We start from the raw sequence: 13,156 nt of genomic DNA on the forward strand, positions 1-13,156 counted from the left end.
GCCCGCCCCGCTGCGGATCGGGCCGCAGGGCTAGGGTTCAAACCCAATCAGGCCCGATGTGGATGGCCGAGGTTCGCGTGGCAGGCCGCCAGGACGGACGCGCTGCCGATGCTGGTGGCATCGGCAAGCGGCCTGACGCCGCGGATGCCGCGCGAGACCGGCCAGGCGCCCGGCAGATGATTGGGTTTGGATCCTGAGGCCCCAGGTCACGCGAAGCAGGCGCCTGGCATCACCGATGCCCGCGAACGCCAGGAAGGGCTTGAACGGGCCGCCACGCCCTGACGGCACGGCGATGCTCCCTTCAGAACCCGCCCCCCGCCGCCAGCCACGTCGCTTCCGCCGCTGTGCTGTCTCGGCCGAGCGCCACGTTGCGGTGCGGAAACCGCCCGAACCGCGCGATCACCGCCCGGTGCCGCCAGGCATAGTCGATCGTCCCGTCGGGCTTCGCCATGCGCGCATCGTCGCGCAGGCCTTCGAACAGGGCGACCGAGACATCCTGGTCAGCCATCGATTCCGAATGCTCGAAGGGCAGGTACAGGAACACGCGCTCGGTGCGCGCCAGTGCCAGGTCGAAGCGATGCGCGAGCACGACATCGCGCGCGATCGCGCGGGCATGCGCGTCGCTCGCGAAGGCTTCCGCGCTGCCGCGATGCAGGTTGCGCGGGAACTGGTCCAGCAGCACCAGCAGCGCCAGCGCGCTGTCAGGCTGCGTTGCCCAGTCATCCAGCGCGCCCTCCCGCGCCGCCTGCGTGGCCACCGCGAAGCGGTCGCGGATGGCGGCATCGAAGGCGTCGTCACGCTTGAACCAGGCCTCGCGGAAGGTGTCGGGCCCCTCCGCGAACCAGAAGCCCAGCACATCTGCCGGCGTGGTCATGCCAATGCCCTTTCCAGCAGCCGGACGGAATGGATCGCCTCCCGCCCCGCGAGATCCCCGATCTGGTGCCGGCAGGATGTCCCGTCCGCCACGATGAAGGCCGCCGGCGCCGCCGCACGCACCGCCGGCAGCAGCGAGAGTTCCGCCATCGCCTTTGAAGCGGACAGCGTCTCCGCCTGGTAGCCGAAGGCCCCGGCCATGCCGCAGCACGACGACGCAATGGGTGTCACCGTCAGCCCCGGGATGCGCCGCAGAAGTGCCAGCGCTGGCGGAAAGGCGCCGAAGGCCTTCTGGTGGCAATGGCCATGGATATGCGCCTCGCCGGGAAGGGGCTTCAGCGGTAGCACGGCCTTCTCGCGGTCGAGGAATTCGCTCAGCAGGAAGGCGCGGTCGGCCAGCGCGCGCGCGGCTTCGCCCGGCAGGAGTGCGAGGAATTCGTCGCGCAGCGTGGTCAGCGAGGACGGCTCGATGCCCACCACCGGGCTGCTCCAGGCCGACAGCGCCTCGACTGTCCGCCGAGCTTCCGCGCGCGCCTGGTCGACCAACCCGGCGGCGAGCAGCGTGCGCCCTTCATCCAGCGGCCGCATCCCGCGCGGCGGACGTGCCACGGCGGGGTCGTATCCGGCGGCGCGCAGCACGCGGATCGCAGCGCGCAGATTATCTGGTTCGAAATACCGGTTGAAGGCGTCGGGCAGCAGGATGACCTCGCGCTCGCGCCCGTCCGGCGCGCGCAGCTCGGCATCATGGAAGGCGCCCCAGGCGAAGCGGGGCAGGGGGCGGTCGGCCGCCAGCCCAAGCAGCCGTTCGGACAGCGTCGCCAGCCCCGGCACCCAGCCGCGCGCATTGGCCACCGGCGGCAGCAGCGACGCCCAGCGCGCCCAGCGCGGCAGTGTCGCGATGATGCGCTCCCGCCAGCCGATGCCATGCACTTTCGCGCGCGCCGCCAGTACCTCGATCTTCATGCGCGCCATGTCGACGCCGGTCGGGCATTCGCGCTTGCAGCCCTTGCAGGAGACGCACAGCTTCACCGCCTCGGCCACCTCGTCCGAAGCCAGCGCGCCCGGCAACTGCCCGGTCAGCGCGAGCCGCAGCGTATTCGCCCGCCCGCGCGTGAGGTGCTGCTCGTCGCGCGTCGCGCGATAGGACGGGCACATGACGTTCGCATCGAACTTACGGCAGGTACCGTTGTTGTTGCACATCTCGACCGCGCTCAGCAGCCCGCCGAGCGGCCCCGGATACTCTGACCAGTCGAGCACCGGCGTGATCGCCCCGTCCGCCGCATAGCCGGGCGCGTAGCGGAACAGCGAACGGTCATCCATGCGCGGCGCGCGCACCACGCGCCCTGGGTTCAGCAGCGCATTCGGGTCGAAGGTATCCTTCACTTCCTCGAAGGCGCGCGCGATGCGGCTGCCGAACATCGTCTCGTTGAATTCGGACCGCACGATGCCGTCGCCATGCTCGCCCGAATGGCTGCCCTTGTATTCGCGCACCAGGGCGAAGCATTCCTCGGCGATGGCGCGCATCTTCCGCACGTCCTCGCCGTCCTTCATGTTCAGGACCGGCCGCACGTGCAGGCAGCCGACACTGGCATGCGCGTACCAGGTGCCCTTTGTGCCGTGTTTCGCGAACACGTCGTTCAGCCGTTCCGTGTAGTCGGCCAGGTCCGGCAGGGCGACGGCGCAATCCTCGATGAAGGACACCGGCTTCCCGTCGCCCTTCATCGACATCATGATGTTCAGCCCGGCCTCGCGCACCTCCGCAATCGCGGCCTGGAAACCGGCATCGGTGGCGCGCACCACGGCATCCGGATAGCCCAGGTCCGCCATCATCTCCTCCAGCCGATCCAGCGCGGCCAGCAGCGGCGCATCCTCGTGCCCGTGGAACTCGACGATCAGCAGCGAGTCCGGCTCGCCCTTCACCATCCGGTCGATGGTGGCGCGATAGATCGGGATCGACCGCCCCAGGTCGATCATCGTCCGGTCCACCAGCTCGACCGCCTCGGGATCCAGCGTGACCAGGTGCTGGGATGCCGCCATCGCCGCGCGGAAGCTCGGGAACTGGCAGATGCCCAGAATCTTGCGCGGCTTGATCGGCCACAGCTTCAGGTCCAGCGCGGCCGAGAACGCCAGCGTCCCTTCCGAACCCACCAGCACGCGCGCGAGGTTGCCGCGCCCTTCCGCCCGCGCCGCCGGCGTCAGTGATTCGATGTTGTAGCCACCCACGCGCCGCAGCTGGTTCGGGAAGCGCGCCGCGATCTCCTCAGCTTCCCGCGCACCGAGCGCGCGCAGCCGCTGGATCAGCTCCGCCGTGGCGGCAGGGACGTCGCCGCCCAGATTGTCCGGCAAATCCCCGAACACGAACCTTGACCCATCCGCCAGCAGCGCATCAATGGCGGTCACGTTGTCCGCCATCAGCCCGTAGCGGATCGACTTCGACCCGCAGGAATTGTTCCCGGCCATGCCACCGATGGTGCAGCGCTGCCAGGTGGAGGGATCGACCGGAAAAAACAGCCCATGCGGCTTCAGCGCATCGTTCAGCGCGCCCAGCGTGATGCCCGGCTGTACGCGCGCCATGCGCGCATCCGCATCCACCTCGACGACCTCGCGCAGGTACTTCGTGCAGTCCAGCACCAGCGCGCGGTTCACCGTCTGCCCGCATTGCGATGTGCCGCCGCCGCGCGCCAGCACCGGGATGCCTTCGTCGCGACACAGCGCCATCGCCGCCTGCACATCCTCGATGCTGCGCGGGACCAGCACGCCATAGGGCTCGACCTGGTAGATGGAGGCATCGGTTGCGTAGCGGCCGCGATCCGCCGCGCCGAACAGCACCTCGCCGCGCGTCTCGCGCCGCAGCCGGCCGGCGATGCGGCTGTCACCCAGGCCGGGTCGGTTCGTCGAGACTACGTTCATGCTGGCATCCCGGACTGCGCGGCGGCGCACAGCGTCCGCCCGTGATGCCGGTTTAGCCGCCCCGTGCGCGCAAGTCCGATGGATAGTTGTGATCGGTCTCACAAGCGGGGCTCATCGCCCGGCACATGGCCAGCAATCTATTTATAGCGGCACCACGCTTTCGCAACGCTTGCGGAACAGCCAATCGTGAGATGTCCCACGCCCCGCAAGACCCTCAGGCTCGGCCCGGTGCAAGCCAGCCTGGCCGCCGGCCGCGATGGCGCCGAGCTCAGCCTCGGCGGGTCCACCTGGCACCGATGGTACAAGGGCGTGGCCGACCGGCGCCATGCCGCGCGCGACGTCTCCTGGAACGCCGCCCTGCCCACCCCACCCGTCGCCGCGCCGGATGCCGCCACGGCGGCGCTGGCCCAGCGCGTTGCCTCGGTCGGCTGGTACCAGACCATCGACCTTGGCCACGGGTGCTCACGCCCGGCGAGTTCAACCACATCCCGCATCTGGCGAAATACGGCCTGCCGGCGGATCTCAGCGGCAAGCGCGTGCTCGACATCGGCACCTTCGACGATTTCTGGGCCTTCCAGTTCGAAAAGCGCGGCACCGCCGAGGTGATGGCGCTCGATGTCGAGACCTTCGGCGACATCGACTTCCCCCCGCCGGTGCGCGCGACCATGGATGCGCAGACGCTCGCGACCCCGCTCGGGCGCGGCTTCGCCACTCGGCCACCCATCCCAGGATACTGATGGGGGTGGACAGGTGCGGGCGGCGGGCCGGTGCCGCGCTTGCCAAGCAGGGCGCTTCGTGTGGATCGCGCCCGCTCATGGGCGCGACCAGCCGAACTCATTGGCGCCCGCGCGCATCCTCGGCCATGTAGTCCCCACACGAGAGGGACGTCCCATGGCCTATTTCCAGTCGAAGCCCACCGCCGGGCGCCATTTCCTGCAGATCCCCGGGCCCAGCAACGTGCCCGACCGCGTGCTGCGCGCCATCGACAACCCGACCATGGACCACCGCGGGCCGGATTTCGGGATCTTCGGCAAGCAGTTGCTCGAGAAGGTGCGCCACGTCTTCGGCACCAAGGGCCATGTCATCATCTACCCGGCTTCGGGCACGGGCGCCTGGGAAGCCGCGCTGGCCAACACGCTGTCGCCCGGCGATCGCGTGCTGATGTGCGAGACCGGCTGGTTCGCGCATCTGTGGCAGGAGATGGCCGACCGACTCGGCATCGTCACAGATCTGGTGCGTACCGACTGGCGCCGCGGCGCCGACGTCGCGCAGATCGAAGCCCGCCTGCGCGAGGACAAGGCCCACGCCATCAAGGCGGTCTGCGTGGTGCACAACGAGACCAGCACGGGCGCCACCTCCCGCGTGGACGAAGTCCGCCGTGCGATGGACGCCGCCGGCCATCCCGCGCTGCTGATGGTGGACACCATCTCCTCGCTCGGCTCGATGGACTATCGCCACGACGACTGGGGCGTGGACGTGACGGTCTCCGGCTCGCAGAAGGGGCTGATGCTGCCGCCCGGCCTGTCCTTCAACGCGGTGTCGGATAAGGCGCTCAAGGCGAGCGAGAGCGCGAAGCTGCCGCGGTCCTTCTGGGCCTGGCAGCCGATGCTGGCGGCCAACGCCACAGGCTACTTCCCCTATACGCCCGCGACGAACCTGCTCTACGGCCTCGATGCCGCGGTGAACATGCTGCTCGAGGAAGGGCTCGAGAACGTCTTCGCCCGCCATGACCGTCACGCGGAAGCCACGCGCCGTGCCGTGCGCCACTGGGGCTTCGAGATCCAGTGCGCCGAACCCCGCCACTACTCATCCGTGCTGACCGCGGTGCGCCTGCCCGAGGGCCACAGCGCCAACGCGCTGCGCGCCACCATCCTCGAGCGGCACAACATGTCGCTCGGCAACGGCCTTGGGCAATTGAACGACCGCGTCTTCCGCATCGGCCACCTGGGCGATTTCGGCGACCTGCAGCTGGTCGGCACGCTGGGCGGCGTCGAGATGGGCCTGCGCGCGGCCGGCGTGCCGCACAGCCCCGGCGGCGTGCAGGCGGCGATGGACTACCTGTCGGGCAATGCCTGACCGCGTCGCGGCCTTCCGCCGCGGTGCGAGGGCGGGCAGCGCCCCGCCGCCACACCTGGCGGGGCCGCTGCTGGCGCTTTGGTGGGATGCGCGCGGCGACTGGACCCGCGCGCATGAGGCTGCGCAGGCCGGCGAGGATGCCGCCAGCGCCTGGGTGCACGCCTACCTGCACCGCAAGGAAGGCGACCTCGCCAATGCCGGGTACTGGTACCGGCGCGCTGGCCGGCCGGTGGCCACGGGGCCGCTCGACCAGGAATGGGCGTCGATCGCGGGCGCGCTGCTGCCCTAGCGAGGCGCGCCTCAGAACAGCGCGGCCACCTTCGCGTCGTGGAAGCGCTGCACCTCGATCGCGTAGCCGGCCGGGTCCTCGAAGAAGAAGTGCTCGCAATAGGTGCCGCGCTGGATCGGCGTCAGCGCCGGCACGTCTGCCGCCAGCATGCGCGCGTGCCAGCCCGCCACGTCCTCGGCCACGATGGTCAGCAGCACGGCGCTTTTCGGCTGGTGGCGCAGGTGCCCTCGCGTGCCGTCCACGATGCCGAAGTACGACCGCCCCGCGACGCGATAGATGCGCGCCATCCCCTGGTCGAGCACCAGTTCGAAGCCCAGCACGCCTTCGTAGAAGGCGGCCGCGGGGGCGATGTCGTCGTAGTAGAAGAAGGTGATGGCGTAGTCGGCCGGCATGGTGCGCTCCGGTGGATGCGCGGGCAGGATGCGCCGCGCCGCGCGATGCCGGAAGCCCGTCTCGCGGACCGCTCGACAATGCGCCGTGGCGTGTGGGCCGGCGCCGGCATGCCCGAACCGTCTTTCAGGGCGTGTCCCAGCGGTCGCAGAAGGCCGCGGCGTCATCGGACTGGAAATCCGCCAGGCGCTCCATGATCACCTCGAAGGGCCAGTCCCACCAGGCGATGCGGGCGAGCCGCGTGGCGACCTCCGGGGCGAAGCGGTCGCGGATGCGCCGTGCCGGCACGCCGCCCACGATGGCGTAGGGTGCCACATCCTTCGCCACCACCGCGCCCGCCGCCAGCACCGCGCCGTCGCCCACGGTCACGCCGGCCAGCACGGTCACGCCATGCCCGATCCAGACATCGTGGCCGATCGTGGTGCGCGCGGCGCGCCGGCGCTCGAAGAAGCCGGCGTCGCGGGCCTTCGTCGCGTCGTAGTATTCCGGGCAATAGGTGAATCGGTGCTGCGCCGCGCGCTCCATCGGGTGGTTCGGCGGGCCGATGCGCACATGCGCGGCGATGGCGCAGAACTTCCCGATGCTGGCATCCGCCACCTGGCAGTCATGCCCGAGGTACGAGTAGTCCCCGAGCGTCGCGTATTCCATCGACGACCGCTCCAGCACCTCGCAGCAGCGCCCGATGGTGGCCTCGCGCAGGCGCACGCTCGGGTGGATGACCGTCTCGGCGATCTTGGGTCGGGCAGGCGGGTGGTCCATGGCGGCGGTCCTGGGGCGTCGTGCGCGAGCACAGGGCGGGCGCGCAGGCGCGTCAATGCGGATGGGCCGGCACGGCATCCGCGTGGCGCCGGCAAGGGCAGGGCGGGGCACGCGACGGCGCGGCGCGATGTCGCCGAAGCGTCACGCAGCCCGCCATGCCCGGCCGTGCCCATGCGGCTTGCGCCGCCGCCGCCGGCGCGTCCATCGTGCCCCTGACGCGCAAGGAACGCCCATGCCCGACACTGCCGCCATCGAGGTCTGGACCTGGCCCACGCCAAATGGCCACAAGGTCCACATTCTGCTCGAGGAGTTGGTCGAGGCCGGTCACGGCCTGCCCTGGCGCATCATCCCCGTCGCGATCGGCAAGGGCGAACAGTTCCGCCCGGAATTCCTCGCCATCACGCCCAACCACCGCATCCCAGCCATCGTCGATCCCGACGGGCCCGGCGGGGCGCCGCTGCGGCTGTTCGAAAGCGCCGCCATCCTGATCTACCTGGTCGAGAAGGCGGGCTCGCCCCTTATCCCGGTGGACCCAGTGGCGCGCTATGCCTGCCTGCAATGGCTGATGTTCCAGATGGGCGGCGTCGGGCCGATGTTCGGCCAGTACGGCCATTTCGCGAACTACGCGGCGGAGAAGATCCCCTACGCCATCGAACGCTACACCAACGAGGTCGCGCGCCTGCACCGCGTGCTCGACAAGCGCCTGGGCGAAAGCCCGTATCTGGCCGGGCCCGACTACTCCATCGCCGACATCGCGACCTTCCCCTGGATCCGCAACCCCGAACGCCGCGGCGTTGATCTCGGTCAATATCCGAACGTGGCGCGCTGGCACGATGCCATCGCCGCCCGCCCGGCGGTGCAACGCGGGGTCGCGGTGCTGGCCGACAACCAGCGCCGCGGCACCATGACCGATGCCGAGCGTGAGATCATGTTCGGCAAGACCCAGTTCACGGCACGCTGACCCCGCCGCGGACCAACAGGAACGCCAGGAAACCCATGGCCGAGATCGACCACATCGTCATCGGCGCCCGCACGCTCGACGAAGGCGCGCGCTACATCGAGGACCTGCTCGGCGTGAAGCCCTCCAGGGGCGGCGCGCATCCCGGTGTCGGCACGCACAACATGCTGCTGGGCATGGGTGCGGGCTGCTACCTCGAGGTCATCGCCCCCGACCCGGCGCAGCCCGAACCACCGCATCCGCGCCCCTTCGACCTCGACGACCCATCGCTCCGTACCATGCTGGAGGCAGAGCCGCGGCTGATCGCCTATGTCGCCTCCACCCCGGCGCTCGATGCCGTGATCGCGCGGCTCGGTCCCTCCCACGCCGGGGAGATCAAGGCGATGTCGCGCGGCAATTTCGCCTGGCGCATGGCCTTCCCGCCGCAGCGCCAGGACATGGACAACCTGATCCCGCCGCTGATCCAGTGGGATGGTGAGCGCGCCGGCAAGCATATCCGCGATTCCGGCTGGCGCCTGAGCGCGTTGGAAGCCGAACACCCGGATGCGCAGGCCCTGCGCGGCGCGCTGGGCGACCGCGGCCTGGGCGATGCGGTGAAGGTGCGCCCCAGCCCGCATCCGCGCCTGATCGCCCAGTTGCGCCACCGCGACGGTCGGGAGGTGACCCTGACCAGCGCCTGAACGGCGCGCAGGGTCCTCAACCTTCCGTCGATGATCGACCTGTAGCATCTTGGGTCGTGCGTTCCGCGCGCACCGCCATGAGGAGCCGAATGCAAGGATCACCCCGCAAGCCGGTACCGCCAGACGCTGGCCGGTGGCAGGTTGAGCGGCGTCCAGGCTTCGCGCCGGGCGGTCAGGCCCAGCGCGCGCCACGGCAGCGGCGACGTGATGCAATAGGTGTACAGCAGGAAGCCGCGCCCGGGTGCGACAGCCTCCACTGCCGCGACGAATCGCCGTTGCTGCTCCAGCGGCAGCAGCACCAGCGGGATGCCGCAGATCGCCGTGCCGATTCGCCCATGCAGCGCGGCGGGCAGCGCTTCGGGCAGGGCGAAGGCGTCGCCCTGCACCACGCGCACGCCGGGGAAGCGGCGCGCCAGGTGCTCGGCCATGTCGGGCACGATCTCGACCACCACCAGGCGTTCGGGCGGCACCCCGCCATCGAGCAGCGCGCGCGTGATCGCGCCCGTGCCGGCGCCCAGTTCCACCACCACCTCGTCGCCGCTGCGTTCGATCAGCGCGGCGATGCGCCGCCCGAGCGCGGGAGAGGACGGCACCACCGACCCCATCTGCAGCGGATTGGCCGCCCAGCGGCGCAGGAACAGGCCGAGGCCACCACCGCGCCCGTGCTTCGGGCCTTGCTCGAGGGTCAGTCCGGACATCGCGTTCTCCATGACAGAACTGTTTCAGATCAAGGATTTATCATCGCGCTGTCGCTGATAGGGCGGCCCCGCCGGACGGGCCAGTTACCGTTCCGTGGCGAGGTCGCGCGCGCATGACCGCCCGCGTGCTCGTGGTCGATGACGTGCCGGCCAACCTGCGCCTGCTGGAAGCCAAGCTGCGCGCCGAATACTTCGAGGTGGCGCTGGCCGCCTCGGGGCCCGAGGCGCTGGCGCTCAGCAGCGCCTGGGCGCCCGATGTCATCCTGCTCGACATCATGATGCCGGGCATGGACGGCTACGAGGTCTGCCGCCGGTTGAAGGCGCAGCCCGGCACCGCGCATATCCCGGTCGTGATGGTCACCGCGCTCACCGAACAGGCCGAGCGCGTGCGCGGCCTGCAGGCGGGCGCGGACGACTTCATCTCGAAGCCGGTCGACACCGCGCTGCTGTTCGCCCGGCTGCGCGCGCTGCTGCGCGTGAAGCAGGTGCTCGATGCCTGGCGCATCCGTGGCGAGACCGCCCGCGACATGGGCTTCGACGCGACCGACGTGCCTGAGGACGTGTTCATCGGCGCGCGCCTGCTGCTTGCCGGCAGCGGCGTTGCCGAGGCCGAGGCGGTCGGCGCGGCCCTCGCCGCCGACGGCATCCTGCTCGACCATGCGCCGGACGAAGCCTCCGCCTGGGAACGCCTGCAGGACGAGACACATGACCTGGCGCTCCTCAGCCTGCCCCTGGCCGGCGGCGACGCGCTGCGCCTCGCCTCCCGCATGCGGGCGCGCACCGAAAGCCGCGACATGCCACTGGTGCTGCTGGCCGCCGAGGACCAGCGCCAGGCGGTGCTGCGGGCCTTCGACCTCGGCGCCTCCGACCATGTGATGCGACCGGTCGACCCGCCTGAACTGCGCGCGCGGGTGCGCAACCAGTTGCGCCGGCGCCGCTACCAGGAATTGCTGCGCGAAAGCCTCGACCGGTCGCTCGAACTCGCGGTGACCGATGCGCTGACCGGGCTGCGCAACCGGCGATATGTGCGCCGGCACCTCGATGGGCTGCTGCGCAGCGGCGCGTCGGTGGCGGTGCTGCTGATCGACGTGGATCGCTTCAAGCCGCTTAACGACCGGTATGGCCATGCGGCCGGCGACGTGGCGCTGAAGGTGGTGGCCGATGCGCTGCGCGAACACCTGCGCGCGGTCGACATCGTGGCCCGCTACGGCGGCGAGGAATTCATGGTGGTGATGGCGAGCGCCGGGGAGGAAGAAGCTGGCGCCGTGGCCGAACGCCTGCGCGCCGCCATCGCCGAGCGCCCGGTCCCGGTGCCCGGTGCAATGCTGAACCTGACGGTGAGCATCGGCACCGCCATCACGCGCGGGCCGGTCAGCGCAGACCGTCTGGTCGCGGCCGCCGACGCTGCGCTCTATCGGGCGAAGGAGAGCGGTCGCAACCGCGTCGAATCGGCAACCGCCGAGGACTGGAGCGCGCTGGCCGAGTAGCGCCGCGCCGGCCCCATCAACGCAGCACCAGCGCGACCGGCGCGGCCTAGGTGCCGCCCCCGCTCACGCGCCGTGGTCGATCCCGGCGGGTGCTACTTGATCTTCGCTTCGCGGAAGACGACGTGCTTGCGCGCCACCGGATCGTACTTCTTCTTCTCCATCTTGGAGGTCATCGTCCGGGTGTTCTTCTTCGTCACGTAGAAGTAGCCGGTATCGGCGCTGCTCACGAGACGAATGAGGATGGTATTCGACTTGGCCATGTCATGACTCCGTGGCCCGCGGGCGAAGCCGCCCCGGGCGCGAGGGACCGGAAACTAGCGTCCGCCGCGCCCACGTCAAGGCCTGCCTGCGGCGGTGCAGTCGGCCCCCGAAGCGCCGGTGCGCCACCATGTCGGATCGCGCAACGATCCGTCAGCGCGCGGCGCGACCGCGTCCAAGCCGCCCGTCGGCTCCCGCGCAGCCGTGCAGGGCGAGCAAGCCAAGGCCGTGGAGCGGGCGCGTCACGCCGAAGTCGCGACGCGGCCGGGGGCAGCGTGCGAATCCGCTACCTCGCCAGCCCCGCCGCCATCGCAGCCGGGTCCGCCGCCAGCGCCCGCGCCAGCGGCACGTCCCCCTCGCGTGGATCCCCCGCCGGGCACAGGGCGCGCAACGCCTCCGTCTCCGCCAGTGGCACCGGGTGGCGCAGCGCCCTCTGCCGGGCCTGCGCCGCACCCATCGGCCGCGACCCGGTGCGCAAGGCCGCCAGCCCCTGCGCCGCCGCCTCGGGCCCGGCCGCGGTGCATAGCCCCGGCAGCACGCCCACCCCCTGCAGCGGCCATCCCGCCGGCATCACCAGGCGCGACCAGGACATCAGCAACTCACCGCCATCGGGCAGCGGCACCACCAGCTGCACCAGCCCCTTGCCGGTGGTGCCGGTGCCCAACACCACCGCGCGGCCGCGGTCGCCCAGGCTGGCAGCCAGGATCTCGGCCGAGGAGGCGGTTCGCCCATCCACCAGCACCACCAGCGGCAGCCCCTCCGACAGGTCGGGCCGGCCGGTGGCGTAGATGCGGCTGGCATCGGGGTGGCGGCCCACCGTGCGGAAGGCCTCGCCATCGCCCATGAACACGTCCGCCACCGCCGCCGCCTGCGCCAGCAACCCGCCGCGATTGCCGCGCAGGTCCAGCACGATGGCGCGCGGCGGCCGTTCGGCCAGCCCGGTCAGCACCGCGGCGGAGACCTGGCGTTCGGTCTGCGCCGTAAAGGACGGGATGCGCAGCACCAGCGTGTCCTCGATGCGCTCCGCCACCACCGGGCTGCCGATTGGCAGGGAGCGGATCAGCGTCACCTCGCGCCGGCTGCGCCCGGCCTCGATCAGCAGGGTGACGGGCGTGCCGGCGGGGCCTTCGAGCAGCCCCGCGGCCACGCCCGCGTCGCGACCGCGCAGCGCCACGCCGTCGATCGCGAAGACCCGCGTGCCGACGCGCAACCCAGCCGCCGCGGCCGGCCCCTCGGGGTTCAGCGCGACGATGATCGTGCCGGCGCCGCTGCGCGGGGGCGCCAGGCGCAGGCCCAGCCCCGCCTCGCCGGTGCGGCGTTCCCGCGCGGCCTGGGCCTCGTCGGGGGTCACGTAGCGGCTGAAGGGGTCGAGGTGGCCGAACACCGCCTCGAAGGTCTCGGCGATCAGCCGCGGCGCGCCGGCGCTGCGCAGCGGCGGGGATGCCGCCCAGGCCGCCTGCTGGAACAGCGTGAGCGTATCCGCCGCGGCCCCGCCGGCCACGGCCGGCGCCTCGCGCGGGTCGGGGGCCGGGACGGGCCGCGCCAGGATGCGCCGGTCGCCGGTCAGCAGGGTGATGTCGCGCGTGGTGCGCGCCACGCGCAGCGCGGGGTCGATGCCGGCCATGCCGGCCATGCCCCAGGCCAGCAGGTCCGCCGGCGTCGCGGCCTCGAGGTGCCGTTCCAGGATGGCCGCGAAGCCCGCACCCAGCACCAGGCGCATTTCCTCGCGCGGGTAGGGGGCGTTGCGCACCGCCTCCTGGGCGGTGGCCAGGGCCGGC

Annotated in this window: 13 protein-coding genes; 6 read left to right on the forward strand and 7 right to left on the reverse strand. The window is 71.3% G+C overall.

Annotation, left to right across the window (positions count from 1 at the left end):
• Positions 1 to 301: 301 nt before the first annotated feature.
• Both MWM08_RS10620 and MWM08_RS10625 read right to left on the reverse strand, forming a co-directional pair.
• The gene (locus MWM08_RS10620; RefSeq protein ID WP_244459413.1) at positions 302 to 874 is read right to left on the reverse strand and encodes a DUF924 family protein; all 573 of its coding nucleotides are present in this window, start codon (positions 872 to 874) and stop codon (positions 302 to 304) included.
• Complete coding sequence (locus MWM08_RS10625; protein ID WP_244459414.1) at positions 871 to 3,783, reverse strand: FAD-binding and (Fe-S)-binding domain-containing protein; 2,913 nt, start codon at positions 3,781 to 3,783, stop codon at positions 871 to 873. Before MWM08_RS10625 ends, MWM08_RS10620 begins: the two co-directional genes overlap by 4 nt.
• 458 nt (positions 3,784 to 4,241) lie before the next feature.
• On the opposite strand from MWM08_RS10625, the gene MWM08_RS10630 reads away from it, so the two are divergent.
• The 3 genes from MWM08_RS10630 (at position 4,242) to MWM08_RS10640 (ending at position 6,148) form a co-directional block, all read left to right on the forward strand.
• Positions 4,242 to 4,520: a hypothetical protein gene (locus MWM08_RS10630; RefSeq protein WP_244459415.1), complete on the forward strand. Its 279-nt coding sequence runs from the start codon at positions 4,242 to 4,244 to the stop codon at positions 4,518 to 4,520.
• Positions 4,521 to 4,674: 154 nt separating this feature from the next.
• Positions 4,675 to 5,859, forward strand: coding sequence for a pyridoxal-phosphate-dependent aminotransferase family protein (locus tag MWM08_RS10635; RefSeq protein WP_244459416.1), 1,185 nt, complete (start codon positions 4,675 to 4,677; stop codon positions 5,857 to 5,859).
• Positions 5,852 to 6,148 (forward strand): hypothetical protein, encoded by a 297-nt coding sequence (locus MWM08_RS10640; RefSeq protein WP_244459417.1) that lies wholly within the window; start codon positions 5,852 to 5,854, stop codon positions 6,146 to 6,148. Before MWM08_RS10635 ends, MWM08_RS10640 begins: the two co-directional genes overlap by 8 nt.
• A gap of 11 nt (positions 6,149 to 6,159) precedes the next feature.
• On the opposite strand, the gene MWM08_RS10645 is transcribed toward MWM08_RS10640, so the two are convergent.
• Positions 6,160 to 6,540: a VOC family protein gene (locus MWM08_RS10645; protein ID WP_244459418.1), complete on the reverse strand. Its 381-nt coding sequence runs from the start codon at positions 6,538 to 6,540 to the stop codon at positions 6,160 to 6,162.
• A gap of 124 nt (positions 6,541 to 6,664) precedes the next feature.
• Positions 6,665 to 7,297, reverse strand: coding sequence for a DapH/DapD/GlmU-related protein (locus MWM08_RS10650; protein ID WP_244459419.1), 633 nt, complete (start codon positions 7,295 to 7,297; stop codon positions 6,665 to 6,667).
• 232 nt (positions 7,298 to 7,529) lie between these two features.
• Here MWM08_RS10650 and MWM08_RS10655 point away from each other — a divergent pair, with 232 nt between their 5' ends.
• Together MWM08_RS10655 and MWM08_RS10660 are read left to right on the forward strand one after the other, a co-directional pair.
• A complete protein-coding gene (locus MWM08_RS10655; RefSeq protein WP_244459420.1) occupies positions 7,530 to 8,258 on the forward strand; it encodes a glutathione binding-like protein in 729 nt (242 codons plus the stop codon).
• A gap of 35 nt (positions 8,259 to 8,293) precedes the next feature.
• Positions 8,294 to 8,935 (forward strand): VOC family protein, encoded by a 642-nt coding sequence (locus MWM08_RS10660; RefSeq protein WP_244459421.1) that lies wholly within the window; start codon positions 8,294 to 8,296, stop codon positions 8,933 to 8,935.
• A 98-nt stretch (positions 8,936 to 9,033) separates the two neighbouring features.
• On the opposite strand, the gene MWM08_RS10665 is transcribed toward MWM08_RS10660, so the two are convergent.
• The gene (locus MWM08_RS10665; protein WP_244459422.1) at positions 9,034 to 9,633 is read right to left on the reverse strand and encodes a class I SAM-dependent methyltransferase; all 600 of its coding nucleotides are present in this window, start codon (positions 9,631 to 9,633) and stop codon (positions 9,034 to 9,036) included.
• Between the two features lie 113 nt (positions 9,634 to 9,746).
• Between MWM08_RS10665 and MWM08_RS10670 the strand changes: the two genes are divergently transcribed.
• Entirely contained in the window at positions 9,747 to 11,120 is a 1,374-nt protein-coding gene (locus tag MWM08_RS10670; RefSeq protein WP_244459423.1) for a PleD family two-component system response regulator, read from the forward strand.
• A gap of 92 nt (positions 11,121 to 11,212) precedes the next feature.
• Here the strand turns inward: MWM08_RS10670 and rpmG are convergent, their stop codons facing one another.
• Positions 11,213 to 11,380, reverse strand: a complete 168-nt coding sequence (gene rpmG / locus MWM08_RS10675) for a 50S ribosomal protein L33 (protein ID WP_168041378.1) — start codon at positions 11,378 to 11,380, stop codon at positions 11,213 to 11,215.
• A gap of 284 nt (positions 11,381 to 11,664) precedes the next feature.
• Positions 11,665 to 13,128 (reverse strand): S41 family peptidase, encoded by a 1,464-nt coding sequence (locus tag MWM08_RS10680; RefSeq protein ID WP_244459424.1) that lies wholly within the window; start codon positions 13,126 to 13,128, stop codon positions 11,665 to 11,667.
• Between the last annotated feature and the right edge of the window lie 28 nt (positions 13,129 to 13,156).

It is taken from the genome of Roseomonas fluvialis (assembly GCF_022846615.1).
In the GTDB taxonomy this organism is placed as follows: Bacteria; Pseudomonadota; Alphaproteobacteria; order Acetobacterales; family Acetobacteraceae; genus Neoroseomonas; species Neoroseomonas fluvialis.

Excerpts from the sequence above, each read along its gene's own strand:
- MWM08_RS10620 (WP_244459413.1), bottom strand. The coding sequence starts at position 874 with ATGACCACGCCGGCAGATGTGCTGGGCTTCTGGTTCGCGGAGGGGCCC.
- rpmG (WP_168041378.1), bottom strand. The coding sequence starts at position 11,380 with ATGGCCAAGTCGAATACCATCCTCATTCGTCTCGTGAGCAGCGCCGAT.
- MWM08_RS10660 (WP_244459421.1), top strand. The coding sequence starts at position 8,294 with ATGGCCGAGATCGACCACATCGTCATCGGCGCCCGCACGCTCGACGAA.
- MWM08_RS10670 (WP_244459423.1), top strand. The coding sequence starts at position 9,747 with ATGACCGCCCGCGTGCTCGTGGTCGATGACGTGCCGGCCAACCTGCGC.
- MWM08_RS10650 (WP_244459419.1), bottom strand. The coding sequence starts at position 7,297 with ATGGACCACCCGCCTGCCCGACCCAAGATCGCCGAGACGGTCATCCAC.
- MWM08_RS10655 (WP_244459420.1), top strand. The coding sequence starts at position 7,530 with ATGCCCGACACTGCCGCCATCGAGGTCTGGACCTGGCCCACGCCAAAT.
- MWM08_RS10640 (WP_244459417.1), top strand. The coding sequence starts at position 5,852 with ATGCCTGACCGCGTCGCGGCCTTCCGCCGCGGTGCGAGGGCGGGCAGC.
- MWM08_RS10635 (WP_244459416.1), top strand. The coding sequence starts at position 4,675 with ATGGCCTATTTCCAGTCGAAGCCCACCGCCGGGCGCCATTTCCTGCAG.
- MWM08_RS10625 (WP_244459414.1), bottom strand. The coding sequence starts at position 3,783 with ATGAACGTAGTCTCGACGAACCGACCCGGCCTGGGTGACAGCCGCATC.
- MWM08_RS10645 (WP_244459418.1), bottom strand. The coding sequence starts at position 6,540 with ATGCCGGCCGACTACGCCATCACCTTCTTCTACTACGACGACATCGCC.
- MWM08_RS10665 (WP_244459422.1), bottom strand. The coding sequence starts at position 9,633 with ATGTCCGGACTGACCCTCGAGCAAGGCCCGAAGCACGGGCGCGGTGGT.